The sequence below is a fragment of the Roseateles sp. 22389 genome (genome assembly GCF_052044995.1).
In the GTDB taxonomy this organism is placed as follows: Bacteria; Pseudomonadota; Gammaproteobacteria; order Burkholderiales; family Burkholderiaceae_C; genus Roseateles.
Genome location: NZ_JBQEOF010000014.1, coordinates 66,693 through 88,664 on the forward strand (window position 1 = coordinate 66,693; position 21,972 = coordinate 88,664).

At 67.7% G+C, this 21,972-nt stretch carries 18 protein-coding genes, 2 tRNA genes and 1 pseudogene; 11 read left to right on the forward strand and 10 right to left on the reverse strand.

Features of this window, described 5'->3' with window-relative positions; translation table 11 throughout:
• Positions 1 to 29: 29 nt before the first annotated feature.
• From ACTJKJ_RS18855 to ACTJKJ_RS18870, 4 genes are all read right to left on the reverse strand, one after another.
• Positions 30 to 1,409 carry a TIGR03013 family XrtA/PEP-CTERM system glycosyltransferase gene (locus ACTJKJ_RS18855; RefSeq protein WP_297387660.1) on the reverse strand — a complete coding sequence of 460 codons (1,380 nt, stop codon included), beginning with the start codon at positions 1,407 to 1,409 and terminating at the stop codon, positions 30 to 32.
• A gap of 464 nt (positions 1,410 to 1,873) precedes the next feature.
• On the reverse strand, positions 1,874 to 3,016 hold the full coding sequence (locus ACTJKJ_RS18860) for a branched-chain amino acid ABC transporter substrate-binding protein (protein WP_440821360.1): 1,143 nt from the start codon (positions 3,014 to 3,016) through the stop codon (positions 1,874 to 1,876).
• Positions 3,017 to 3,358: 342 nt separating this feature from the next.
• Positions 3,359 to 3,787, reverse strand: coding sequence for a DNA polymerase III subunit chi (locus tag ACTJKJ_RS18865; RefSeq protein WP_440821361.1), 429 nt, complete (start codon positions 3,785 to 3,787; stop codon positions 3,359 to 3,361).
• A gap of 46 nt (positions 3,788 to 3,833) precedes the next feature.
• Positions 3,834 to 5,294 (reverse strand): leucyl aminopeptidase, encoded by a 1,461-nt coding sequence (locus tag ACTJKJ_RS18870; protein ID WP_297389371.1) that lies wholly within the window; start codon positions 5,292 to 5,294, stop codon positions 3,834 to 3,836.
• 28 nt (positions 5,295 to 5,322) lie between these two features.
• On the opposite strand from ACTJKJ_RS18870, the gene lptF reads away from it, so the two are divergent.
• From lptF to ACTJKJ_RS18895, 5 genes are all read left to right on the forward strand, one after another.
• Positions 5,323 to 6,522 carry an LPS export ABC transporter permease LptF gene (gene lptF, locus ACTJKJ_RS18875; protein WP_091723999.1) on the forward strand — a complete coding sequence of 400 codons (1,200 nt, stop codon included), beginning with the start codon at positions 5,323 to 5,325 and terminating at the stop codon, positions 6,520 to 6,522.
• On the forward strand, positions 6,519 to 7,682 hold the full coding sequence (lptG, locus tag ACTJKJ_RS18880; protein ID WP_440821362.1) for an LPS export ABC transporter permease LptG: 1,164 nt from the start codon (positions 6,519 to 6,521) through the stop codon (positions 7,680 to 7,682). The genes lptF and lptG overlap by 4 nt, the downstream gene beginning before the upstream one ends.
• 88 nt (positions 7,683 to 7,770) lie before the next feature.
• Complete coding sequence (locus ACTJKJ_RS18885; RefSeq protein WP_091723994.1) at positions 7,771 to 8,196, forward strand: sirohydrochlorin chelatase; 426 nt, start codon at positions 7,771 to 7,773, stop codon at positions 8,194 to 8,196.
• Between the two features lie 19 nt (positions 8,197 to 8,215).
• The gene (locus ACTJKJ_RS18890; protein ID WP_091723991.1) at positions 8,216 to 9,160 is read left to right on the forward strand and encodes a CysB family HTH-type transcriptional regulator; all 945 of its coding nucleotides are present in this window, start codon (positions 8,216 to 8,218) and stop codon (positions 9,158 to 9,160) included.
• Between the two features lie 95 nt (positions 9,161 to 9,255).
• Entirely contained in the window at positions 9,256 to 10,425 is a 1,170-nt protein-coding gene (locus ACTJKJ_RS18895) for a pyridoxal phosphate-dependent aminotransferase (RefSeq protein WP_440821363.1), read from the forward strand.
• A gap of 34 nt (positions 10,426 to 10,459) precedes the next feature.
• Here ACTJKJ_RS18895 and ACTJKJ_RS18900 read toward each other — a convergent pair whose 3' ends face one another.
• Positions 10,460 to 12,547: a type IV pilus assembly protein FimV gene (locus ACTJKJ_RS18900; RefSeq protein WP_440821364.1), complete on the reverse strand. Its 2,088-nt coding sequence runs from the start codon at positions 12,545 to 12,547 to the stop codon at positions 10,460 to 10,462.
• Positions 12,548 to 12,784: 237 nt separating this feature from the next.
• On the opposite strand from ACTJKJ_RS18900, the gene ACTJKJ_RS18905 reads away from it, so the two are divergent.
• The 3 genes from ACTJKJ_RS18905 (at position 12,785) to ACTJKJ_RS18915 (ending at position 14,801) form a co-directional block, all read left to right on the forward strand.
• A complete protein-coding gene (locus ACTJKJ_RS18905; RefSeq protein WP_091723982.1) occupies positions 12,785 to 13,489 on the forward strand; it encodes a Crp/Fnr family transcriptional regulator in 705 nt (234 codons plus the stop codon).
• 70 nt (positions 13,490 to 13,559) lie between these two features.
• Complete coding sequence (locus ACTJKJ_RS18910) at positions 13,560 to 14,642, forward strand: phosphotransferase (protein WP_440821365.1); 1,083 nt, start codon at positions 13,560 to 13,562, stop codon at positions 14,640 to 14,642.
• 82 nt (positions 14,643 to 14,724) lie between these two features.
• Positions 14,725 to 14,801, forward strand: a tRNA-Pro gene (locus ACTJKJ_RS18915).
• 95 nt (positions 14,802 to 14,896) lie between these two features.
• Here ACTJKJ_RS18915 and ACTJKJ_RS18920 read toward each other — a convergent pair.
• The gene (locus tag ACTJKJ_RS18920; protein WP_440821407.1) at positions 14,897 to 16,342 is read right to left on the reverse strand and encodes a putative bifunctional diguanylate cyclase/phosphodiesterase; all 1,446 of its coding nucleotides are present in this window, start codon (positions 16,340 to 16,342) and stop codon (positions 14,897 to 14,899) included.
• 376 nt (positions 16,343 to 16,718) lie between these two features.
• On the opposite strand from ACTJKJ_RS18920, the gene ACTJKJ_RS18925 reads away from it, so the two are divergent.
• Positions 16,719 to 18,704 carry an OPT family oligopeptide transporter gene (locus ACTJKJ_RS18925; RefSeq protein WP_440821366.1) on the forward strand — a complete coding sequence of 662 codons (1,986 nt, stop codon included), beginning with the start codon at positions 16,719 to 16,721 and terminating at the stop codon, positions 18,702 to 18,704.
• A gap of 172 nt (positions 18,705 to 18,876) precedes the next feature.
• Positions 18,877 to 18,953, forward strand: a tRNA-Arg gene (locus ACTJKJ_RS18930).
• A gap of 372 nt (positions 18,954 to 19,325) precedes the next feature.
• Here ACTJKJ_RS18930 and ACTJKJ_RS18935 read toward each other — a convergent pair.
• Complete coding sequence (locus ACTJKJ_RS18935; RefSeq protein ID WP_343608019.1) at positions 19,326 to 19,622, reverse strand: hypothetical protein; 297 nt, start codon at positions 19,620 to 19,622, stop codon at positions 19,326 to 19,328.
• Between the two features lie 36 nt (positions 19,623 to 19,658).
• Positions 19,659 to 19,784: pseudogene (locus tag ACTJKJ_RS18940) on the reverse strand (transposase domain-containing protein); the annotation flags it as partial.
• Between the two features lie 148 nt (positions 19,785 to 19,932).
• Between ACTJKJ_RS18940 and ACTJKJ_RS18945 the strand changes: the two are divergent.
• Positions 19,933 to 20,334 (forward strand): hypothetical protein, encoded by a 402-nt coding sequence (locus ACTJKJ_RS18945; RefSeq protein ID WP_440821367.1) that lies wholly within the window; start codon positions 19,933 to 19,935, stop codon positions 20,332 to 20,334.
• A gap of 203 nt (positions 20,335 to 20,537) precedes the next feature.
• Here the strand turns inward: ACTJKJ_RS18945 and ACTJKJ_RS18950 are convergent, their stop codons facing one another.
• Positions 20,538 to 21,287: a hypothetical protein gene (locus tag ACTJKJ_RS18950; RefSeq protein WP_440821368.1), complete on the reverse strand. Its 750-nt coding sequence runs from the start codon at positions 21,285 to 21,287 to the stop codon at positions 20,538 to 20,540.
• Positions 21,288 to 21,310: 23 nt separating this feature from the next.
• A complete protein-coding gene (locus tag ACTJKJ_RS18955; RefSeq protein ID WP_440821369.1) occupies positions 21,311 to 21,964 on the reverse strand; it encodes an SMI1/KNR4 family protein in 654 nt (217 codons plus the stop codon).
• Between the last annotated feature and the right edge of the window lie 8 nt (positions 21,965 to 21,972).

Genomic DNA, 21,972 nt, shown 5'->3' on the forward strand with positions numbered 1-21,972 from the left:
GCCGGGAGCGGGTCGCTCCGCCGTCGCGCTCAGCGCGCCCCCCGGCCCGTCAGGACCACCGCCACCGTCTCCAGCATGATCAGCAGATCGAGGAACAGCGTGTGGTTCTTGACGTAGTACAGGTCGTACTGGAGCTTCTCCAGCGAGTCCTCGATGGTGGAGCCGTATTCGTAGCGCACCTGCGCCCAGCCGGTCACGCCCGGCTTCACGCTGTGGCGCACCGCGTAGTACGGGATCTGCGCGACCAGCTCGTCGACGAAGAAGGGCCGCTCGGGACGCGGGCCCACCATGCTCATCTGGCCGCGCAGCACGTTGATCAGCTGCGGCAGTTCGTCGATGCGGACCTTGCGGATGAAGTTGCCGACGCGGGTCACGCGGGCATCGTTCTTGGTCGCCCACTGGGGGCGGCCGTCCTTCTCGGCGTCGTTGCGCATGCTGCGGAACTTGATCACCTTGAAGGTGGCGCCGTTCAGGCCCACGCGCTCCTGCGTGTAGAAGATGCTGCCGGGCGATTCCAGCTTGATGAGCAGCGCGGTGACCGCCATGATCGGCGCCGTCGCCACCAGCAGCACCAGCGAGGACACCAAGTCGAAGGCGCGCTTGACGGCGCTGCGCAGCACGCCCTGGTTGAAGCCGTCGCCGAAGATCAGCCAGCCGGCGTGGACGTGGCTGATCTTGATCTGCGCCAGCGTCTTCTCGAAGTAGGTGGCCAGGTCCACGACGCGGATGCCGTAGAGCTTGCAGTCCAGCAGCTGGCGCAGCGGCATGGAGCCGCCGCGGCGCTCGGACAGCGCCACGACGATCTCGTCCACGCCCAGGCGCATCGCGGCGTCGGTCAGGGTTTCGCCGGCGGCCAGCAGCTGGTGGGCGGGCACCTGCGGATCGATCTCGTTGGGGCCCGGCAGGAAACCGACGATCTGCGCATGCGGATCGGCGGCGCGCAGGCTCTCGCTGACGGCCACCGCGGCGTGGCCGCTGCCGAAGATCAGGATCTTGGTCCGGCCCGCGCCCTGCACACCGGAATGCGCCGCGTAGACGCGGTGCACCATCACCAGCGCGACGGCCAGCATGGCGGTCGTGGTCAGCAGGTCGCGGTGGGAGACGGTGGCGGGGATCAGGCTGAACAGGCCGTAGGCCAGTGGCAGGCCGATCAGCAGCGCGAACAGCGCGCGAGCGCAGGACTGCGTCAGCGAGCGCTTGTGGGATTGGGAGTAGAGGCCGGACGCGGAGTTGATGACGAACATGCCGCCGGCCAGTGACAGGCCATAGGACGCCGCGAAGCTCATCATGTGCTCGCCGCTGCCGTGGCTCAGCGCGACCGCGAACACCGCCGCGACGATCAGGCCCAGGTCGAACAGCACCTGGATCAGGGTACGACGATGGAGGTAGTGGTTAAAAATTCGAATCATGCCCGTCCCCAAAGCTGGTCACGGCATCCTCTTGGGACGCTGTCGCCGACCCGGGTGAACCTCTCTGGACCGCTCGTCGCGAACACCTCCTCCAGAGGAGGACCCTGTTCGCTGCGGGGGGCATCATGCCTGCGCCCCCCAGGCTTGAAAGCCCCCTGTTTGCAGGGGCCTCCGCCTTGCAATCCGACCCGGTTGAACCCGTCTCCCGTCGACCGCCGCCGGATCCCCGAATCGATCCCTCGGCACGCTGACGGAGGCCATTGTCGGTAGCGCCTCGGAGGCGCAAACCCCCTGACTGAATGCTTTGAGGGGCTCTCGTGCGGGAATGCACGCGAGTGAGGGGGTGATCCCTCGATCAGGGGACAGCCCCATGTCGCATGGCCACGGACGAAAAAAAACGCCCACCGAAGTGGGCGTTTCGCTGGCCGGCGCGGTCGCGAGGACCGCGCGGCGAAGGTCGTGGATCAGCGCACGACGGCGATCTGCTCGCGGTTGCCACCCTTGTAGGTGTACAGAGTCAGCGCGCCGTTCTTGATGTCGCCCTTGGCGTCGAAGGCGATCGTGCCGGTCACACCCTTGTAGTCCGAGGTCTTGGCCAGCACGGGCAGGTAGACCTTGGGGTCGGCGGACTTGGCCTTGACCATGGCGTCGACCATCACGTTGACCGCGTCATAGACGTACGGGGCGTAAATCTGGACGTCGACCTTGTACTTGTCCTTGAACTTGGTCTTGAAGGCGTCCAGCGACTTCTTCGATTCGCCTTCCACGCCGCCCGCTTCCGCGCAGACGACCTGGCTGTCGCCGATGGTGCCGGCGGACAGCTTGGGCAGCTCGGCCGTGCAGATGCCGTCGCCGCCCATGAACTTGGCTTCGATGCCCAGCTGCTTCATCTGGCGCAGCATCGGGCCGGCCACGGCGTCCATGCCGCCGAAGAAGACGACGTCGGGCTTCTTGCCCTTCAGGGAGGTCAGGATGGCGGTGAAGTCCGTGGCCTTGTCGTTGGTGAATTCACGGCCGACGACCTTGCCGCCGGCGGCCTTGACGCCCTTCTCGAATTCGTCGGCGACGCCCTGGCCGTAAGCGGTGCGGTCGTCGATGACGGCGATGGACTTGCCCTTGAGCTGCGTCACCGCGTACTTGCCCAGCGTGCCGCCCAGGTGCACGTCGTCAGCCACGACGCGGAACGCGGTCTTGTAGCCGTTGCGGGTGTACTTGGGGTTGGTCGCCGACGGCGAGATCTGCGGGATGCCGGCGTCGCTGTAGATCTTGGACGCGGGGATGGTCGTGCCCGAGTTCAGGTGGCCGACCACGCCGTTGACCTTGGAGTCCACCAGCTTCTGGGCGGCGGCGGTGCCTTGCTTGGGATCGCCGGCGTCGTCTTCGGCCAGCAGTTCGAACTTGACCTTCTTGCCGCCGATCGTCACGCCCTTGGCGTTCAGCTCGTCGATGGCCATCTTGGCGCCCAGTTCGTTGTCCTTGCCCAGGTGCGCGATCGCGCCGCTGGTCGGACCCACGTGGCCGATCTTGACCACCGCATCCTGCGCCATCGCGGCGCCGCTCGCGGCAATGGCGATTGCGCCCACGATCACATTCAGCTTGGATTGCATCTAGGAACCTCCGACTCGGGATATGTGGAATGACGTTGAGTTCTCAACGCGAGCGACCATACCCCGAAAGGCGGAGCCGTTTCCATAGTGAAAATGCTGTGAACGCGGTCACGGCGCAGGCGTTGTCGCGCCCCTGTCACCGGGGCAAACCCGGATGGTTTTCACAGGAGTGCGAAGGCGCACACAGCCCCTGCGCGAAGAGTGCGGAATTCCGCCCACCCGACGCCCGACAAGCCCCGCCAGCGCCCTGTCCATGGGCATCGCGGCACCACGCCCGCGCGCGGCGGCACCACCGCGGCGCGATCGCTCGCGGTGAACATTCGTGGTGATCGACGTCGGCGTTCAAGCCGACATCACGTGATGATTCAGCGTCAGGCCGAGGGCCTTGTAGGCCTTGAATCGCGCGCGTCCCGCGGCGACCTGTTCGGCATCGGTGGAGACCAGCTCCAGCACGCGCTCGAAGCGCTCGAGCCCCGGCGGCACGCCCGGCTCGAAATTCAGCAGCACCCGGCACCCGGCCAGCGCGTCGAGCTGGTCCGAGAGCAGGATGGGGGTGCGCTCGCGCAGCAGCTCCGGCGTGTCGCCGCGCAGCAGCAGGTGGGGCAGGAACTCGCCGGGATCGAAGGTCCAGAGCGTCTGGTCGAGTCGCTCGAGCAGCCGCATCGGTCCCCAGACCCCGACAGTCAGCCCGGCCGCCTGCGTCTTGCGCAGCAGGCGGCAGGCGTAGACCTGTCGGTCGGGCACGCCGGTATAGAAGTTGACCTCCGTCACCGGACCCGCCCTTCCCTTGTCAGCTTTCGAGGAACGCGGCGCGCGCTCAGCGGACCTGCGACAGCACGAAGTGCGTCAGCAGGCCGACCGGACGGCCGGTGGCGCCCTTGGCGCCGCCGCCCTTCCAGGCGGTGCCGGCGATGTCCAGGTGGCCCCAGCGGTACTTGGACGCGAAGCGCTGCAGGAACTTCGCCGCCGTGATGGAACCGCCCTCGCGGCCGGCGACGTTGGCGACGTCGGCGAAGTTGGTCTTCAGGCCGTCGGCGTAGTCGTCGTCCAGCGGCAGGCGCCAGCACGGATCCAGCGCCGTCTCGCCGGCGGCCGACAGCGCGGCCGCCAGTTCGTCGTCGCTCGCGTACATGCCGGAGCGCACGCCGCCCAGCGCGATCACGCAGGCGCCGGTCAGCGTCGCGACGTCGACGACGGCCGCGGGCTTGAAGCGCTCGGCATAGGTCAGCGCGTCGCACAGGATCAGGCGACCTTCGGCGTCGGTGTTCAGGATCTCGATGGTCTGGCCCGACATCGAGGTCACCACGTCGCCCGGCTTGACCGCGCGGCCGCTGGGCATGTTCTCGCAGGCGGCGATCAGCACGACCAGGTTGATCTTGGGCTTGAGCTCGGCCACCGCGCGCAGCGTGCCCAGCACGGAGGCGGCGCCGCCCATGTCGAACTTCATCTCGTCCATGCCGGCGCCCGGCTTCAGCGAGATGCCGCCCGAGTCGAAGGTGATGCCCTTGCCCACCAGCACGATGGGCGCCTGCGTTCTGGCGGCGCCTTCGTACCGGGCGACGATGAAGCGCGGCGGCACGTCGGAGCCCTTGGCCACCGACAGGAAGGAGCCCATGCCCAGCTTCTCGATGCCCTTCTGGTCCAGCACCTCGACCTTGATGCCGTGGCTCTTGGCCAGCGCCTTGGTCTGGTCCGCCAGGTAGGCCGGCGTGGCGACGTTGGGCGGCAGGTTGGCGCATTCACGCGCCACCGCGATGCCGGCGCCGATGGCCTGGCCGCGCGTCAGGCCGGCCTTGACCGCCTTGGCCTCGTCCTTGCCGTGCAGCAGGGCGATCTTCGTCAGCTTGGACGCGGCGGGCGCGCTGGGCTTGGTTTCGCGGTAGACATAGACGGCGTCCTGGGCGGCCAGCACGGTCTGCTCGGCCAGGGACTCGGTCAGCTCGGCGCCGAAGCCGGCGTAGGCCACCGAGGCGCCGGTCGCGCCCTTGCCCTTGAGCTGGCCCAGCGCCGCGGTCAGCGCGGAACGCGCCGCCTTGAGCGTCGAACCGCTGGCGGCGACGATCAGGCGCGGGGCTTTCAGGCCGGCGGGACGGACCAGGGACAAGACCTGACCCGCCTTCAGCTCGAAGTCGCCGAGCTTGATGGCGTCCTTGATCAGGGCGGAGACGGTCTTGTCGAGCGACGCCGGCAGGCTGTCGCCGGCGACGATCAGCACCAGGGCGTCGGCGCCGTGCGACGACAGGGCGTCGAGGGACGCGAGCTGAGAGCGAAAGTCCATAATACCGAGAAGTAGATAAAGTGCCCGGATGTTATTCGATTCATCAGTACGCAAAGAACTCGCTCGCAGTTTCGGATTGGCCTTCGTGGTCATCCTGACCATCGTCGTGACGATGCTGCTGGTGCGCTCCCTCGGCATGGCGGCCAAGGGCACGGTGGCACCGCAGCATGTGCTGCTGTCGCTGGGCTACCTGGCCCTGGCCCAGCTGCCGGTGATGCTGAGCCTGTCGCTGTTCGTCGCCGTCGTCATGTCGCTGGGGCGCATGTACAAGGAATCGGAGATGACCATCTGGTTCGCCAGCGGCCTGGGCCTGACGCGCTTCGTGCGGCCGGTGCTGACGATGGCTTCGCCGGTGCTGGTGGTGGTGACGGTCTTGATGACCATCGTCTGGCCGTGGAGCAACGAGAACAGCGCCCAGCTGCGCGAGCAGTTCGAGCAGCGCAGCGACCTGTCCCGGGTCGCGCCGGGCCAGTTCCAGAGCTCCAACGACGGCTCGCGGGTGTTCTTCATTGAGCGCGACCCGGCCGACGAGGCCGCCGCGCGCAACGTCTTCATCATGAACAACACCGAGCACCTGGAGTCGGTGACGACCTCGGCGCGCGGTGCGCTGCAATACAAGAACAACCAGCGCGTCCTCGTGCTGGAGCACGGCCAGCGCAACGACGTGGACCTGCGCAACGGCGACAAGTCGGTCGCGCGCTTCCAGCAATACCAGGTGGTGGTCGACGACGAGGTGATGCGCGCCGACGGCAAGCGCGCGCCGAAGACTCGGCCGACGCTGGACCTGCTGGTCGACCGCTCGCCGCAGAACGACGGCGAGCTGGCCTGGCGCTTCGGCATGATCCTGGGCTGCGTCAACCTGGTGCTGCTGGGCATCGGCATCTCGGCGACCAACCCGCGACGCGCCAGCAACTGGAACCTGCTGTTCGCGCTGCTGGCCTTCATCGTCTACTTCAACCTGATCAACCTGACCCAGACCTGGGTGGTGGGCAACAAGATGAAGCTGGGGCCCGCGATGCTGGCGCTGCATGGCGGCGCCTTCGTCGTGACCATGCTGCTGCTGCTCTGGCGCGAACAGGGCGCGCGCCTGGGCGCCCCGCGCAGCGGCGTGCTGCCGGCGCCGCCGGAGAACCCGGCCTATGCCGAGACCGTGCTGGGCCCGGTCCCGGCGGGCGTGGTCATCGCGCCGGCCTCGATGTCCTCGTCCACGCCGGGAGTGCCCACATGAGAACCGTGCGGCGGCTGCTGTACCGCGACATCCTCAGCTCCTTCACCCTGGTCATGGCCGGGTTCCTGGCGCTGTTCTTCTTCCTGGACTTCATCGACGACCTGGACCGCTTCCAGCGCCTGGGCCTGGGGCTGGGGCTGGCGGTGTGGTCCAGCGTGCTGAAGCTGCCGGGCCGCTTCTACGAACTGATGCCGATCGCGGTGCTGATCGGCACCATCTTCAGCATGGCGCGGCTGGCGCAGTCCAGCGAATTCACCATCCTGCGCACCGGCGGCCTGGGGCCGCAGCGCGCGCTGGGCCTGCTGAGCGTGATGGCGCTGGCCTTCGCGGTGCTGGCCTTCGTGGTGGGCGACTTCGTCAACCCTTGGGCGGACCGCCAGGCGCAGCTGCTCAAGTCCACCGCCAGCGGCGGCGTCACGAACGCGCAGGGCGCGTGGATGAAGGACCGCATCGGCGACTTCAGCTACGCGGTGCATGTCGGGCGGGCCCGCTCGAACGGGACGATGGAGGACGTGTTGGTCTTCGAGTTCGACAGCAAGGGCGCGATGGCGACCCGGCTGACCGCCAAGAGCGCCACCGTCGACGCCACCGGCCGCTGGCAGATGAACGAGGTGCGGCTGACGCAGTGGTCGCGCGTGGCGACTCCGCTGAGCCAGCCGGCGGCCAACGCGCCGCAGCCCAGGGACCCCGCGGCGCCGCAGGACAAGCTGTCCGAGAACCCCGCCATCCACGAGGTCCTGCTGCCGCGTTTCGACTGGCAGAGCCAGCTGCCGGCGGGCGTGGTGTCCGCGGCGGTGCAGCCGACCTGGAACATGTCGACGCTGGAGCTCTACCGCTACACGCGCCACCTGTCCTCGCAGGAGCAGTCCTCGGCGCAGCCGGAGATCCAGTTCTGGCGCAAGGCCTTCTATCCGTTCGCCTGCATGGTGATGGTGGCGCTGGCGCTGCCCTTCGCCTACCTGCACTTCCGCTCGGGCGGCATCAGCGTCAAGGTCTTCGGCGGCATCATGCTGGGCATCAGCTTCGTGGTGCTGAACGCGATCACCGGCCACCTCGGGCTGCTGCGCGACTGGACGCCCTGGCTGGTGGCGTCCGCGCCCAGCCTGCTCTACCTGGGCATCTCGATGGCGGCGTTCTACTGGCTGGTGCGCTATCGATGAAGGGCGGGAGCGCCGCCCGCCGGTCCGGCACCCGCCGGCCCCTTCCCCCGGCCGCGACCCGGCCGCTTCAACCGACGGAGGACTGCTGATGGACGGTCTGCTGCTCTTCGCCCACGGCGCCCGGGATCCGGCCTGGGCCGCCCCGTTCCAGGCCATCGCCGCCGAGCTGCAGACGCGGCGGCCGGACCTGCCGATCGCACTGGCCTACCTGGAGCTGATGGCCCCGGACATCGCCACCGCCGCCGGCGCCCTGGCCGCGCGCGGATGCAGCCGCATCCAGATCGTGCCGATGTTCCTGGGCGCCAGCGGCCATGTGCGGCGGGACGTGCCGCCGCTGGTCGAGTCGCTGCGCGCGACGCATCCGCGGGTGCTGTTCGTGCTGCACGACGCGATCGGCGAACAGGCCTCCGTCATCCGCGCGATGGCGGGCGCGACGCTGGACCTCATCTCCGGCGTCACCCTGCCCGCCGATCCGCTCGACCCTTCCACCCCGACCGTGCTGCCCCAGGCCTGACGCCTGCGATGACCACGCCATGAACCTGCACCAGTTCCGCTTCGTCCAAGAGGCCGCGCGCCGCAACCTCAACCTGACCGAGACGGCCAAGGCGCTCTACACCTCGCAGCCAGGCGTCTCCAAGGCGATCCTGGAGCTCGAGGAGGAGCTCGGCGTCGACATCTTCTCGCGCCATGGCAAGCGCCTGCGCAGCATCACCGAGCCGGGGCGCCAGGTGCTGAAGTCGATCGAGATCATCATGCGCGAGGTCGGCAACCTCAAGCGCATCGGCGAGGAGTACTCCAAGCAGGACGTCGGCACGCTCTCGATCGCCACCACCCACACCCAGGCCCGCTATGTGCTGCCGGGGCCCGTCACCCAGCTGCGCCGGCAGTTCCCGCAGGTCAACATCGGCCTGCACCAGGGCAGCCCGGACCAGGTCGCCCGGATGCTGATCGACGAGACCGCCGACGTCGGCCTGGCCACCGAGTCGCTGTCGCAGTTCGAGGAGCTCGTCACCCTGCCCGCCTACGAATGGCAGCACGTGCTGGTGATGCGCGCGGAGCATCCGCTCGCGCAGGTCGAGCGCATCGACCTGGAGCAGCTCGCCCAGCAGCCGTTGGTGTCCTACCACCCCAGCTTCACCGGCCGCACCCGCATCGACCGGGCCTTCGCGCAGCGGCATCTGACGCCCAACATCGTGCTCGAGGCAATCGACTCGGACGTCATCAAGACCTACGTCCGGCTGGGACTGGGCATCGGCATCGTCGCCGAGATGGCGGTGCGCGAGGACCCGCCCGGCGGCGAGCTGGTGTCGCGGCCGCTGGGCCACCTGCTGGGCCAGAACGTCGCGCGCATCGCCTTCAAGCGCGGCGCCTACCTGCGCAACTACGTCTACAGCTTCGCCGAGCTGCTGTCCGACCGGCTCAACCGCACGCTGCTGCAGCGCGCGATGAGCGGCGAGGCCAGCGACTACGACCTCTGACGCGCAACAAGCGCCCACCCGACGCCTTCCCGATCCGATCACGGCCACGTCCAGCGCCTCCCCCGCTTCCGACCCGCCCCTTCATCGATCCCACCATGCGTGTTCACACCCCCGTTCCCGCGAGCCGCCTGCCCCAACTGGGGGTGACGGTCTTCAGCGTCATGTCGGCGCTGGCGCAGCAGCACCAGGCCGTCAACCTGGGCCAGGGCTTCCCCGACTTCGACGGCGATCCGGCCTTGCTGGACGCCGTCGACGCCGCGATGCGCGCCGGCCACAACCAGTACCCGCCGATGCCCGGCGTGCCGGCGCTGCGCCAGGCGATCGCCGCCAAGATCCAGACGCTCTACGGCCATGCGTATGACCCGGACAGCGAGATCACCGTCACCGCCGGCGCGACGCAGGCGATCCTGACGGCGCTGCTGGCGGTGGTGCATCCCGGCGACGAGGTGATCGTGCTGGAGCCCGCCTACGACAGCTATGCGCCCAACATCGCGCTGGCGGGCGGCGTGCGGGTGGCGGTGCCGCTGGACCCGCAGACCTTCCGCCCCGACTTCGACCGGCTGCGCGCCGCGCTCACGCCGCGCACGCGGGCGATCATGATCAACAGCCCGCACAACCCCAGCGGCGCAGTCTGGAGCGCGGACGAACTGCGGCAGCTGGCCGAGTTGCTCGACGGCACCGAGGTGCTGGTGATCAGCGACGAGGTCTACGAGCACATGGTTTACGACGGCCACACGCACCAGAGCGTGTCGCGCCTGCCGGAGCTGGCGGCGCGCAGCCTCGTCGTCTCCAGCTTCGGCAAGACCTACCACGTGACCGGCTGGAAGGTCGGTTACGTGGCGGCGCCGGCAGCGCTCACGGCGGAGTTCCGCAAGGTGCACCAGTACAACGTGTTCACCGTCAATTCGGCGATGCAGCACGGCATCGCCGCCTACATGCGCGATCCGGCGCCCTACCTCGGCCTGAGCGACTTCTACCAGCGCAAGCGCGACCGCTTCCGCGCCGGACTGGCGGACTCGGGCTTCGCCCTGCGCCCCTGCCCGGGCAGCTATTTCCAGTGCGTGGACTACGGCGGCCTGCGGCCCGAGCTGGCCGCGCTCGACGACATGGCGATGTGCCAGTGGCTGACCCGCGAGATCGGCGTCGCGGCGATTCCGCTGTCGGCCTTCTACGGCGGCGGCAGCGACGCGAAGGTCATCCGCTTCTGCTTCGCGAAGAAGGACGAGACGCTGGACCTCGCGCTCGACCGCCTGAAGCGGATCTGAGGCCGGGCCGGCCGCTGGCGGCCCGCAACGCGCGTCAGCGGCCCTTGGCGTCTCTCGGCGGCTCGTCGTCCACCAGAGACAGGTCCAGGTCGACCGACTGCGTGAGCACCGACCGCGGGGCCGGCACGCCCGGCGGCGGCGGTGGCGACTGCCAGACCATGGTCGCCATCTGGTCCGCGTGCGCCGTCGCATCCAGCGGCAGCACGACATCGATTGACTGCCCGTCGACCTCGTGCTCCGCGCGGTCCCGGGCCACGGCGTACAGCAGCAGCAGGTCGCGGTAGGCCGGCAGGCCCAGGTCGCCGCTGTACTCCTGATGCTTGGACAGCAGGTCCTGCAGCAGGCTCATGCTGCCCTCGGCGTCGGCCCAGGCGGCCTCGAGCCGATCGATCAGTTCGTCATGGGCCTCCAGCCCCTCGCCCTCGTTCAGGTCGTCGCTCCACGACGGCGCGCGGGCATGGAACTGCTCCGCGAAACGCGCACCGACGCGATCGAAGGCCTCGCGGTCGCCGCGGCGCTGGTAGAGCTCCATCAGCTTGAGGAAGGGCAGGCCGCTGGCCGCGTCGCGCTGGTTCAGGCGCGAGGACAGCAGCTCGATGGCCGCGTCATCCTGGCCCAGGACCATGAAGAAATCGACCTGCTGCTCCAGGTCGATCAATTCCTCGACGGTCACCAGGTTGCCGACGCCGCCCAGGTCGGAGGTGAACGGCGCCGGCCGCGTGTCGTCGCGATCGAACTGCAGGCTCAGCGGCTCGACCGCCTCCATGGCCTCGAGCGCGGCCAGCGCCTCCAGCGCGTCGTCGGCGGCGGTGGTCGGCGCCCGCGTCGAGGCGCGCGCCGGTGGCGGCGTCAGCGGGCCGGGCCGGGTCGGTTCCTCGACGGCGGTGAGCGGCATCGGGATCGTCGTTGGCGCCGACGAGGCGGGCGGCCCGTCGGTCGACAGGTGCGACATCAACGGGGCCGGCGAACTGTGCGGATCGGTCGGCGTGAAAGGCGACGGCCCCGTGGGCATCGGCGGCGGCACCGTCGCGACGCCTCGCATCTCCGCCTCGGCGTCCTGACGCGAATCGGTCAGCCAGTGCTGTTCCGCCTCGCGCCGCTGCATGCGGTTGCTGCGCCACAGCAGCAGGCTGCTCGCGGCCAGTGCCAGGCTCAGCAGGCTCAGCCCCAGCACCCAGGTCGAGGACGATCCACCCGTCTCGGCGGCCCGCTCGCGCGCGGCCTGCAGGTCCTGGCGCAGCGTGTTCATCGCGGCGAGCGTGCGCTTCTGCTCCGCCTGCAGGTCGGCGATCTGCTTCTGCATCGCCAGCACCTGCTGACGGGCCTCCTCGGCGGCGCTGGCCGCGCTGGCGGCGGCCTCGGCCGCCAGCAGCGCGGGCGCGGGCGACTGCAAGGCCTCGGCGGGTTCGAGGCTCAATCGGGGCGTGGACGGCCGTGTCGCGCGATCCTCGCGGCGAACGGCGGCCGGCGCCGCGGCGCGACCGTCGCGCTCGGGGCCAGGACTTGCCTGCGCGACGCGACGCGCGGCGCGGCGCGGGCGCTCGGCCGCGGAGGGCCTGGGCGTCGCGGCCGCGGCCAATGCCGGTTCGCCCGCACTGACCGGCACCGAGACACGGGGCGCCTCGGTCACGCGGGCGGGCTGCCCTTCCCGCTGCGCCTGCAGCGCCGGCGACACCAGCGGCACGGTCGTCGCGCCGGTGTCGGCCATCGGTTCGGCATTCAGGCCGGGCGGATCGATGAAGGCGGTGTACTGGCGCGTGAGCCGCGCGCTGCAGCCCACGCTCAGCTGCACCGAGACGATGGGCTCGTCAATGCGCTGAACGCTGCGCAGCCGCACGCCGGTGGGACGTCCGGGGTCGCCCTCGATCTGCCAGTGCAGGCCCGAGGCGGACAACGGGTTCTCGCCCGCGCTGACCTCGGCGCGCACGCAGTCGGGCGTGAGGCTCTCACCGGGATTGAGCTGGACGGGGAACAGCAGGTTCAAGGGCTGCCCCAGCGACGAGGCCGCCTGCGGTCGGCCCACGCCGAGACTCCACGCGGGCGCCGACATCACGAGGATGGCCAGCACGAGAACGCTATGCGACGGCAACACGCCGCGCGGGTCGTGATGATCTCGATCCATGCCCGCTGTCATTGCTGTTGGAGTGCGTTTCACTCTAGCACGGCGCTCCCCGGGACAAACCCGGAAAAGCGCCCCTCCTTCGCCCGCGACGCGCATCGCCCGCGCATCATGCGCGCATCGGCGCGGCGCCATGGGGCGCGCCGCGGGTCCCTCACAATAGGCCGGATGAGGTCGCGACACACGCGGCCCGTCCGCATCTTTCAGGAGACGGCTGGCCTGTCACGCCAGCGACAAAGCATGAACAGCTCGGTTCTTACAATTTCCGAACGCAACAACATCGAGTCGGGGCCGTGGTTCTCCAAGCTGTCACTGCCGTTGCGCAGCGACATTCTGGCGCGCGCCACCGTGCGTCGCCTCGCCGACGGCGCGCTGATGTCGGTGCGCGGCGAACCGGCCGAGGAATGGATCGGCGTGGCCAAGGGCGCGGTGCGCGTCAGTTCGGTGTCGCTGTCAGGCAAGCAGGTGACGCTGACCTATGTCGAGCCCGGCATCTGGTTCGGCGACATCGCCCTCTTCGACGGCCTGCCCCGCACGCACGACGCCAGCGCCCATGGCGAGACCACGCTGCTGGTGATCCGCAAGCCCGACTTCAAGGACCTGCTGCAACGCCACACCGAGCTGTACGAGGCGCTGCTGCGCCTGAACTGCCGGCGGCTGCGGCTGATGTTCGACCAGGTCGAGGACCTCAACACCCGACCCCTGGCCTCGCGGCTGGCCAAGCAGATCCTGCTGCTGGCGCGCAGCTACGGCGTGTCGCAGGGCGAGGAGGTCCGCATCGGCCTGCAGCTGGCGCAGGAAGACCTCGCGCAGTTGCTGGGCGCGTCGCGCCAGCGCGTGAACCAGGAGCTCAAGGGCTTCGAGCGCGAAGGCGCGGTGCGCGTCGAGCCGACGCGGCTGGTGGTATTGAGCAAGGAGAAGCTGTTGGCCATCGCCAACCGCTGAGCGCCCGGCGACCGATCCCCCGGTCCCCGGAGCGTGTGTTTCGCATCTCACGACAACTCCAGGAGACCTTGTGGACGACGCATTCACCGGCACCCGCGCCCCGACGCATCCGATCGACGCCCAGGCGCTCGCCGCCTGGCTGGCGCGCGAGATTCCCGGCTTCACCGGCCCGCTGACGATCGAGCAGTTCAAGGGCGGCCAGTCCAACCCCACCTACCAGTTGATCACGCCCGGCGGCAGCTACGTGATGCGGGCCAAGCCCGCGCCGGTGGCGAAGCTGCTGCCCTCCGCGCACGCGATCGAGCGCGAATTCACCGTGATGCGGGCACTGGCCGGCACCGACGTGCCGGTGCCGCAAATGCTGGCGCTGTGCGAGGACGAGTCCGTCATCGGCCGCGCCTTCTACGTCATGGCCTTCGTGCAGGGCCGGGTGCTGTGGGACCAGACGCTGCCCGGTGCGTCGAACGCGGAACGCGCCGCGATCTACGAGGAGATGAACCGGGTCATCGCGGCGCTGCATCGCGTCGACTTCCGCGCGCTGGGCCTGGAGGGCTACGGCAAGCCGGGCAACTACTTCGAGCGCCAGATCGGCCGCTGGAGCAAGCAGTACCAGGCCACGATCACCGGCCCGAACGAGGCGATGGACCGCCTGATCGACTGGCTGCCCGCGCACATCCCCGACTCGGCGCGCGACGAGCGCGAGGTCTCGATCGTGCATGGCGACTACCGGCTGGACAACCTCGTCTTCCATCCGACCGAGCCCCGCGTGCTGGCGGTGCTGGACTGGGAGCTGTCGACGCTGGGCCACCCGCTGGCGGACTTCAGCTACCACTGCATGTCCTGGCACATCCGCAAGACCGGCGCCGCGCGCGGGCTGGGCGGCGTGGACCTGGCGCCGCTGGGCATCCCGGGCGAACTGGACTACGTGCGCCGCTATTGCGAGCGCACCGGCCGTGCCGATCCGCAGCTGGTGATGAAGGACTGGAACTTCTACCTGGCCTACAACCTGTTCCGCATCTGCGCCATCCTGCAGGGCATCGCCAAGCGGGTGGAGGACGGCACCGCCTCGAGCGCGCAGGCCCGCGAGGCCGCGGCAGGCGCCAGACCGATGGCGGAGCTGGGCTGGGAGATCGCCCAGAAGCTGTCGCGCTGAGGCCCGCGACCTCCTGCTTTGGGAGCAGCGGGTCGCGAGTTCCCGGGCAGGCGAATTTCCAGGCTACAATCTGCGGCTTCGTCGGGGCGTAGCGCAGTCTGGTAGCGCATCTGCTTTGGGAGCAGAGGGTCGCGAGTTCGAATCCCGCCGCCCCGACCATTTCTTCAGAAGAGCCGCAAGGAGCAATCCTCGCGGCTCTTTGTTTTTTCAGAGTGGCGACGCGCGGCCGCGCTCTGGCGCTCTGGCGCTCTGAATCAGCGCCTCGCATCCAGCGGCACCGCCGCGGTCTCCACGAAGATCGACGGCCGGAAGCCCTCCGCGCGCCCCTCCGTCGACTTGTCCGGCTCGGCCGCCAGCACCTCGATCGCGAGCGCCGTCATCGGCTTCGCGAACAGGTAGCCCTGCAGCTCGTCGCAGCCCATGGCCACGAGCTGGTCGCGCTGCGCCGCCGTCTCCACGCCCTCGGCCACGACCTTCAGGTGCAGCACGCGGGCCATCTCGATGACCGCGCGCACGATGGCCTGCGCCTGGACGCTGGTGGCGACATCGGCCACGAAGGCCCGATCGATCTTCAGCTCCTGCGCCGGCAGCTGGCGCAGCGCGGCCAGGCTCGAGTAGCCGGTGCCGAAGTCGTCGATCGACACATGGACGCCCAGCGCGCCCAGGCGCTTGAACGCGCGGCCGGTGACCGTGGCGTGCTCCATCGCGACCGATTCGGTGATCTCGCAGGTGAAGCGCTCGGGCCGCAGGCGATGGCGCCGCAAGCCTTTCTCGAGGCGCCCGATGAATTCGTCCGAGCGCATCTGGTAGCCCGACACGTTGATCGCGACACGCATGCGCAGGCCCATCTCGCGCCAGCGCGCCGCCTGCGTCAGCGCGGTGTCGGCCACCCAGTCGCCGATCGGATCGATCAGGCCGTAGCGCTCCGCGATCGGGATGAAACGCGACGGGCTGACCATGCCGAGCGTCGAATGCCGCCAGCGCAGCAGCGCTTCCACGCCGGTCACCTGCAGCGTGCGCGCATCCATCTTCGGCTGGTAGACCAGCTCCAGCTCCCGGTTCTTGATCGACTCCCGCAGCTCGCGCGCCATCGTGAGCTCCTCGCGCAGCTCCTCCTCCTGGACCGCGTCGAAGAAGGCGTGGCCGTTGCCGCCCAGGCGCTTGACCGAGCGCATCGCCGTCTGCGCGCGGCGGATCAGCCGGATCGAGTGGCCATGCTCGGGCGACATCGCCACGCCCACCGACAGGCTCACCGTCAGCGGTGTCGCGCCGACCAGGACCGGCTCGCCCAGCGCCTCCAGCACCTGCCGCACCAGGGTGTCGGTCTGCGACGCCGGGACCTCGCTCCACAGCGCGAATTCATCCCCCGCGAGCCGCCCGACGAGGGACCGCTTTCCGGCGAGCTGCCGCAGCCGCTCGGCGGTGCGCACCAGCAGGTGGTCGCCGTGGTCCTTGCCGTGCTCTTCGTTGATCAACCGGAAGCCGTCCAAGCCGATGTAGAGCAGACTGCCCTCGCCACCGCGGCGCTGCAGCGCGTCCAGCAGCGCGGCGAACTCGTCCTCGAAGCGGCGCGCCGGCAGCAGCCCGGTGAGCCGGTCCCGACGCCGGGCACCGGACGCGCGGCCGAACTTTCCCTGGACCGCCATCAGCAGGAACAAGGTCAGGGCCACGCCCAGCAGGACGCCCAGCAGAACCCACATCAGCGTCAACAGCGGCTCCAGATGCAGCAAGGAGGAAGTGGGGATGCTAGGCGCTGAACGCACTTTCGTGCGGCGACAGCACCGGAATGCGGGGGCTCGTCCGATCGGCGCGCGGTCCGGGCGTGAAGAACTCGGCGTGGCGCGGGCGTCGTGCGCGCCGACGGACACGGGGTTCGCAGCCTCGGCGCGACACCCCACCCGTCAGGGCGATAGGCGGGTGGCGATCAGGGGAAACCCCATGCGAGGGCTCGTGTCAGCGCGATGTCAGGCAGGGACAATGCGCGCTGTTTTTTTGTTTCAAAAGAGCGTCCTTCCTGGTCACGAGCCTGGAGCCGGGCGCGGCAACGGGCAACCCCGGAAGAGGATCGAGCACAGCATGGCGCTACAGCATTTGACCGACGAGCAGGTGCAGACCTGGTCGCGCGCGCAGAAGGACGAGTGGTGGTTCAAGAACGTCTTTCGCGGCGACATGGCGCAGCTCTCGCTGCGTTCGGGCTTCACCGGCTTCATGCTGGGCGGCATCCTGGCCGCGACCTCGCTGTACATCGGCGGCAAGACCGGTATCAGCGTCGGCGTGGGGCTGACCTCGGTGATCCTGGCCTTCGCGATGTTCCGCATCTTCGCGTCGCTGGGCTGGGCCAAGGACTACACGATCCTGGAGAACAACTGCACCCAGTCGATCGCCACGGCCGCGGGCTACGTGGTCTCGCCGCTGTTCTCGTCGCTGGCGGCGTACATGCTGTTCGTCGACCACATCGTGCCGTGGTGGCAGATGATGATCTGGATGATCGTCATCGCGGTGCTGGGCGTGCTGGTGGCGTTCCCGATGAAGCGGCGCTTCATCAACGAGGACCAGCTCCCCTTCCCCGAGGGTCGCGCCTGCGGCGTGGTGCTGGACTCGCTCTACACCGGCGAGGGCGGCGAAGGCATGTACAAGGCCAAGCTGCTGGCCAAGGTGGCGGCGGGCGCCGCGATCTACCAGGCGCTGATCAGCGACGGCTGGATGAAGCTGCTGCAGTTCAAGCTCCTGCGCATGGACAAGTGGGCCGGCATGACCGAGCCCTGGACCTTCCATGAGCGGCTGGACCAGTACTACTACGGCATGGCGGCCAAGGCCGAGATCTGGATCCCGAAGATCCTGGGCACCGACATCCGCGCGCTGGGCCTGCGCCTGACGCTGGACGCAGCCATGCTGGGCGTGGGCGGGCTGATGGGCATCGCGGTGGCGACGAGCTGCCTGCTGGGCGCGTTCGTGAACTTCGTGGTGCTGGCGCCGATCATGATCCAGGCCGGCGACATCGTGCAGCGCGTGGCGCCCAATGGCGCGCCGATCCCGATCTCGCGGGCGGAGATCGTCAACCAGTGGTCGATGTGGTGGGGCGTGGCGATGATGGTCGCGGGCTCGCTGACGACGCTGCTGGCCAAGCCCGACCTGTTCGTGGCGGTGTTCAAGTCCTTCCGTCGCAAGCCGGGCCAGGCGGGCGGCGGCAGCGACCTGCTCAAGGACATCGAGGTGCCGCTGTGGATCTCCTTCGTCGGCGTGCCGGTGATGGGCGTGCTGACGGCCTACATCGCGCACCTGTTCTTCGGCGTGCCGGTGGGCATGGCGCTGATCTCGCTGCCGCTGATCCTGGTGCTGACGGTGATCTGCACGAACTCGATGGCGCTGACCTCGTGGACGCCGACGGGCGCGCTGTCCAAGATCACGCAGTTCACGATGGGCGCGATCGACCGGACCAATCCGGCGTCCAACCTGATCCCGGCGGGCATGACCTCGGAGATCTCGTCGAACGCGGCGAACCTGCTGAGCGACATCAAGCCGGGCTACATGCTGGGCGGCAAGCCGCGTCACCAGGCGATCGGTCACGTGATCGGCGTGGTGGCGGGGGTGCTGTTCTGCGTGCCGCTGTTCTTCCTGCTGTTCGTGCCGAAGAACGCCGAGGGCCTGCGTTCGACGTCGACCATCATTTCCGAGCAGTTCTCGATGCCGGCGGCGGTGCAATGGCGCGGCGTGGCGGAGATCATCGCCAACGGGCTGCACAGCCTGCCGGCGTCGGCGCTGATCACGATGGCGATCGCGGCGGTGTGCGCGGTGGTGATCGAGCTGATCAAGATGGCGACGAAGGGCAAGTTCCCGCTGTCGTCGGTGGCGATCGGCCTGGGCGTGGTGCTGCCGCCGGAGTCGACCTTCGCGATGTGGGTCGGCGCGATGATCTTCTTCGTGATGGCCAAGGTCCACAAGACGCCGGGCACGTCGGGCTGGAAGCGCTGGGTGGACGGCTGCGAGCCGATCTGCGCGGGGCTGATCTCGGGCGCGGCGCTGATGGGCATCGGCAACGCGATCGTGAACGTGCTGATCTGATCTTCAGCTTGTCGACAGTCGATCGACCATGGATCGACTTCGAACCGTTCCCCGGCCGTCGTTAACGGCGGTTCGCATGGCACAATTCGGGCCCTTCGGAGGCGTGGGAACGCCCTCCCGGGGCCCGAAGTCCGTTCTGGACAAAGGCATCGATCGGTCTACCGATTTCCGTCTGCCCATAGCTCAACTGGATAGAGCAGCCGCCTTCTAAGCGGCAGGTCGGGGGTTCGAGTCCCTCTGGGCAGGCCAGTTCAACGGTGCGGTGAACGTGCTCGCTGGGAATGGCCTAGCGCCTTCCGTGCTCGGTGGGTTCTGGCGATCTCATTCGCGTAACGTTCACGGAAGACCCGGCGTCCCAGTTGCAGTTCGCTGAAGACGGAGGCTGACGCTTGTACGAGCTGCAGGTCGCCAATGAATACGTCCACCTGCTCGCGGCGAAGTGATTCCGGGTTTGAGGCAGGGGCTGGAGGCAATCATCGAGCGTCCGCCGCTGGCATCCATCAATGCGGTAGCAGCTCGTTGACCCGGCTGCGTTGGCAGCCGTTCAAGCACGTCGTGCAGGTATCCCATTGAGCTTGGCCGAGGGGTAAGCAGCCGGCAACTCGCCTTGATGCAGACAACTCAGTCAGCGAGCGTTGCGAGTTGCATCGCGAGAGCATCTCGCGTGTCCGTGAGGTTCATGTTCTCCGCGGCCATGAGCAGGGGCTGAAGCACCTCGACGGTGGCGCACTCCGATTCATCGACCAAATCCAGGAGGACATCGAACGCGAGGCCCAACTCGTTGTGCGATATGAACTCAGTGAAGATTTCGATCTGGGTAGCAAATCGCGTCGTTACATCGGGGGACAGAGCCGCCCGCGCCTGCAGTAGGAATTCTTCAGTGCGCCCCCAAGACGCGATCAGCTCCGGTGTTGCCATGCCCTTCTTGCCCCTTTGGCCAGGGAGGATAGCCGGTTATGCCCTTTGCCAACGATGATGCAGAAGCTGTTCGATCTGACTGGACGGCTGCGTTGGCAACCGCTCGAGCACATCGCGCAGTTAGGCGTAGAGATCAAGGCCGTTGAGCTTGGCCGAGTGGATACCGGTGCGTCAGAGCAGCGCGTAGGCAAAGCCACTACGCCGCATTCCTGGATGTGCGACTGATGCGGGCATTCGCGGACAAGCACACTGCCCCCCGCTGCTTCTGGCTTTGCTTATCGGTAAAGGGCTGTCAGCGTCAAGGCTGATCATGACCCTTGTGGGCCACCGCATTCTTATCGTCGACGCCAACGTCGACGCCGCGACTCGTCTTTCGCTTCACCTGCAGCGCCACGGCTGTGAGGTGGCCACCGCTCCAACGCTCGAGAGCGCAGTGCCGATCGCATCGGTGCTCGAACCGAAGGTCGTCATGGTGGATGACCAGTTCGGCGTGTCGCGCTTGAGAAGCCTCCGCGGCGTTCTGCTGGGCACCGAAGCCTGCGACCACACGACGAAGTTCGTCTGCCTGGTTCGAACGCAGGCAGCAGCGCAGGTGATGCTGCTGACCGACTTCGATGCCGCTTTTGCGAGTCCCGTCAGAGCGGACGACCTCGTGGCCTACATGACCGAGGCGCTGGTCGCGCCTGCCTCGCGCACCGCCAGCCAGTTCTAGCAGCCGCGATGTCCGACTGGAAGACATCTTGCGCATTTGCCATCGGCGCGACCTGGATCAAGCGCTCTCCAGCATCTCAATCGTCAACTCCAGCACGCGAACGACGTCGTAGGCGGTCACCTCCACCTTGACCAGCGGCAATGCATCCGTCTCGTCCGGATCGATTGACCGCGTGACCAGATGAAGCCGGCCCCGATACGGAATCAGAAAGCTGAGCCAGCCGTCGGTAGTCGCGCCGAAGTCCAGGACACGACATGCGCTGAACACCTCGCTTTGGTCCGCCACGAGCTGTCGATAGGCCTCATCCAGTGATGATGGAGGAACAGCGGCTCGAAACTCGCGTAATCCATCTTGCGTTTCAGCGCCTCGGCCGCTCTGCGCAGCGAGGTCACGAACTGCGGCAGGTAGACCGTGTTGTCGGTTTCGCTGATGTTCCGCCCGCCGACATAAGTGTTCACGACGCGCATCGATCGATGACTCGGATCAAGCGGGCTGATCTCCATGGCAAATTTGCCGGCGTCACCCAGCATCGTCGTCTGGCCTTCTCCCGCAATCGGAACGGGGTCCTGACTCACCATCTGGATCTCGAGCCCCGAGAGCAGTAGTGTGCTCACGCGCAACGCTGCTTCGATCTCCTCACGCGAAAGTTCGGGGCGACGTGCCGCCAGAAGGTCCACGACCTCCTCGCACTCCAGGTCGTAGGCAATGTCGGAGAGGAGTGCGTCTTTCCCTACGATCTTCAATCCGAAGGTCCGCTTGAGTTCCAGTCTCTTTTCTGGAGAGACCGAATACTCGACATGTTCCGAGCATGCAATGTTGTCGGGTGTGCTTGACGCCTGCCGCAGCAATGCAGTGCGAATGCCTTCATTGTCAATCGCACCACTCGGGTCGGTCTTGAGCCGCTCCATTACCGACTGCACGGCACGCACGAAGTCATCGCGAATCTGAATCATGGCTCAGCGTTCCCGAAACGCCACTACAGCCATTCAAAGTCCAGTCCGGAAAGCTCCTCAATACGCTCAATCAGACCTTCTTCTGGCGTACCTACATACAGCATCTCTGAATTGAACAGATATGCAGCAATCAGCGGCGCCGCAGCGTCCCGATATATCAAGCCCACGCGATGCCCGCCCAAGCGCAAGCTACGCTCACCAATGTAATCAAATTGCGCTTCAATCTTCTTCAGTTGCTTCTCCGGCAGTTCGCACCGAGCCGTTTCTTCCTGAGACAACAAGGCCTGCCATGCCCCTATCCCAAGCAAAAAGGCTGACAGCTTGGACGACTCACTGAACCACTTCTGGGCGTTGCCGGCCCTCCCTTCGACTCTGGGATTGGGCAAGGTCAAAAGGTTATTGCGGTGGATACCCCACACTGCGCCACCCTGCGACTCCTCGCAAAACACCAGGTAGTCGCCTTCGATGCGCAATTTTTCCGGCGAAAACAGATGGAAATCCTTCTCCATCATTTCTGGGTAGCCGCCTGCGACCAAGTAGTAGTCTTTCAAAGCCTCCGGCAACGCCAAGCCGAGGCGTTTCTCCGCCGCATCAATCTGATCCGCAGAAATAGCCGAGCCGGCATTCAGGCCCGCAAACGCGGCCGACACCGTCAGCTGAAGAGGTTCGACAATCATCTCTCACT

Bases quoted from the DNA above. Each gene is read 5' to 3' on its own strand.
- ACTJKJ_RS18855 (WP_297387660.1), bottom strand. From the start codon at position 1,409: ATGATTCGAATTTTTAACCACTACCTCCATCGTCGTACCCTGATCCAG.
- ACTJKJ_RS18860 (WP_440821360.1), bottom strand. From the start codon at position 3,016: ATGCAATCCAAGCTGAATGTGATCGTGGGCGCAATCGCCATTGCCGCG.
- ACTJKJ_RS18870 (WP_297389371.1), bottom strand. From the start codon at position 5,294: ATGGACTTTCGCTCTCAGCTCGCGTCCCTCGACGCCCTGTCGTCGCAC.
- lptF (WP_091723999.1), top strand. From the start codon at position 5,323: ATGTTATTCGATTCATCAGTACGCAAAGAACTCGCTCGCAGTTTCGGA.
- lptG (WP_440821362.1), top strand. From the start codon at position 6,519: ATGAGAACCGTGCGGCGGCTGCTGTACCGCGACATCCTCAGCTCCTTC.
- ACTJKJ_RS18885 (WP_091723994.1), top strand. From the start codon at position 7,771: ATGGACGGTCTGCTGCTCTTCGCCCACGGCGCCCGGGATCCGGCCTGG.
- ACTJKJ_RS18890 (WP_091723991.1), top strand. From the start codon at position 8,216: ATGAACCTGCACCAGTTCCGCTTCGTCCAAGAGGCCGCGCGCCGCAAC.
- ACTJKJ_RS18895 (WP_440821363.1), top strand. From the start codon at position 9,256: ATGCGTGTTCACACCCCCGTTCCCGCGAGCCGCCTGCCCCAACTGGGG.
- ACTJKJ_RS18900 (WP_440821364.1), bottom strand. From the start codon at position 12,547: ATGGATCGAGATCATCACGACCCGCGCGGCGTGTTGCCGTCGCATAGC.
- ACTJKJ_RS18905 (WP_091723982.1), top strand. From the start codon at position 12,785: ATGAACAGCTCGGTTCTTACAATTTCCGAACGCAACAACATCGAGTCG.
- ACTJKJ_RS18920 (WP_440821407.1), bottom strand. From the start codon at position 16,342: ATGTGGGTTCTGCTGGGCGTCCTGCTGGGCGTGGCCCTGACCTTGTTC.
- ACTJKJ_RS18925 (WP_440821366.1), top strand. From the start codon at position 16,719: ATGGCGCTACAGCATTTGACCGACGAGCAGGTGCAGACCTGGTCGCGC.
- ACTJKJ_RS18935 (WP_343608019.1), bottom strand. From the start codon at position 19,622: ATGGCAACACCGGAGCTGATCGCGTCTTGGGGGCGCACTGAAGAATTC.
- ACTJKJ_RS18945 (WP_440821367.1), top strand. From the start codon at position 19,933: ATGACCCTTGTGGGCCACCGCATTCTTATCGTCGACGCCAACGTCGAC.
- ACTJKJ_RS18950 (WP_440821368.1), bottom strand. From the start codon at position 21,287: ATGATTCAGATTCGCGATGACTTCGTGCGTGCCGTGCAGTCGGTAATG.
- ACTJKJ_RS18955 (WP_440821369.1), bottom strand. From the start codon at position 21,964: ATGATTGTCGAACCTCTTCAGCTGACGGTGTCGGCCGCGTTTGCGGGC.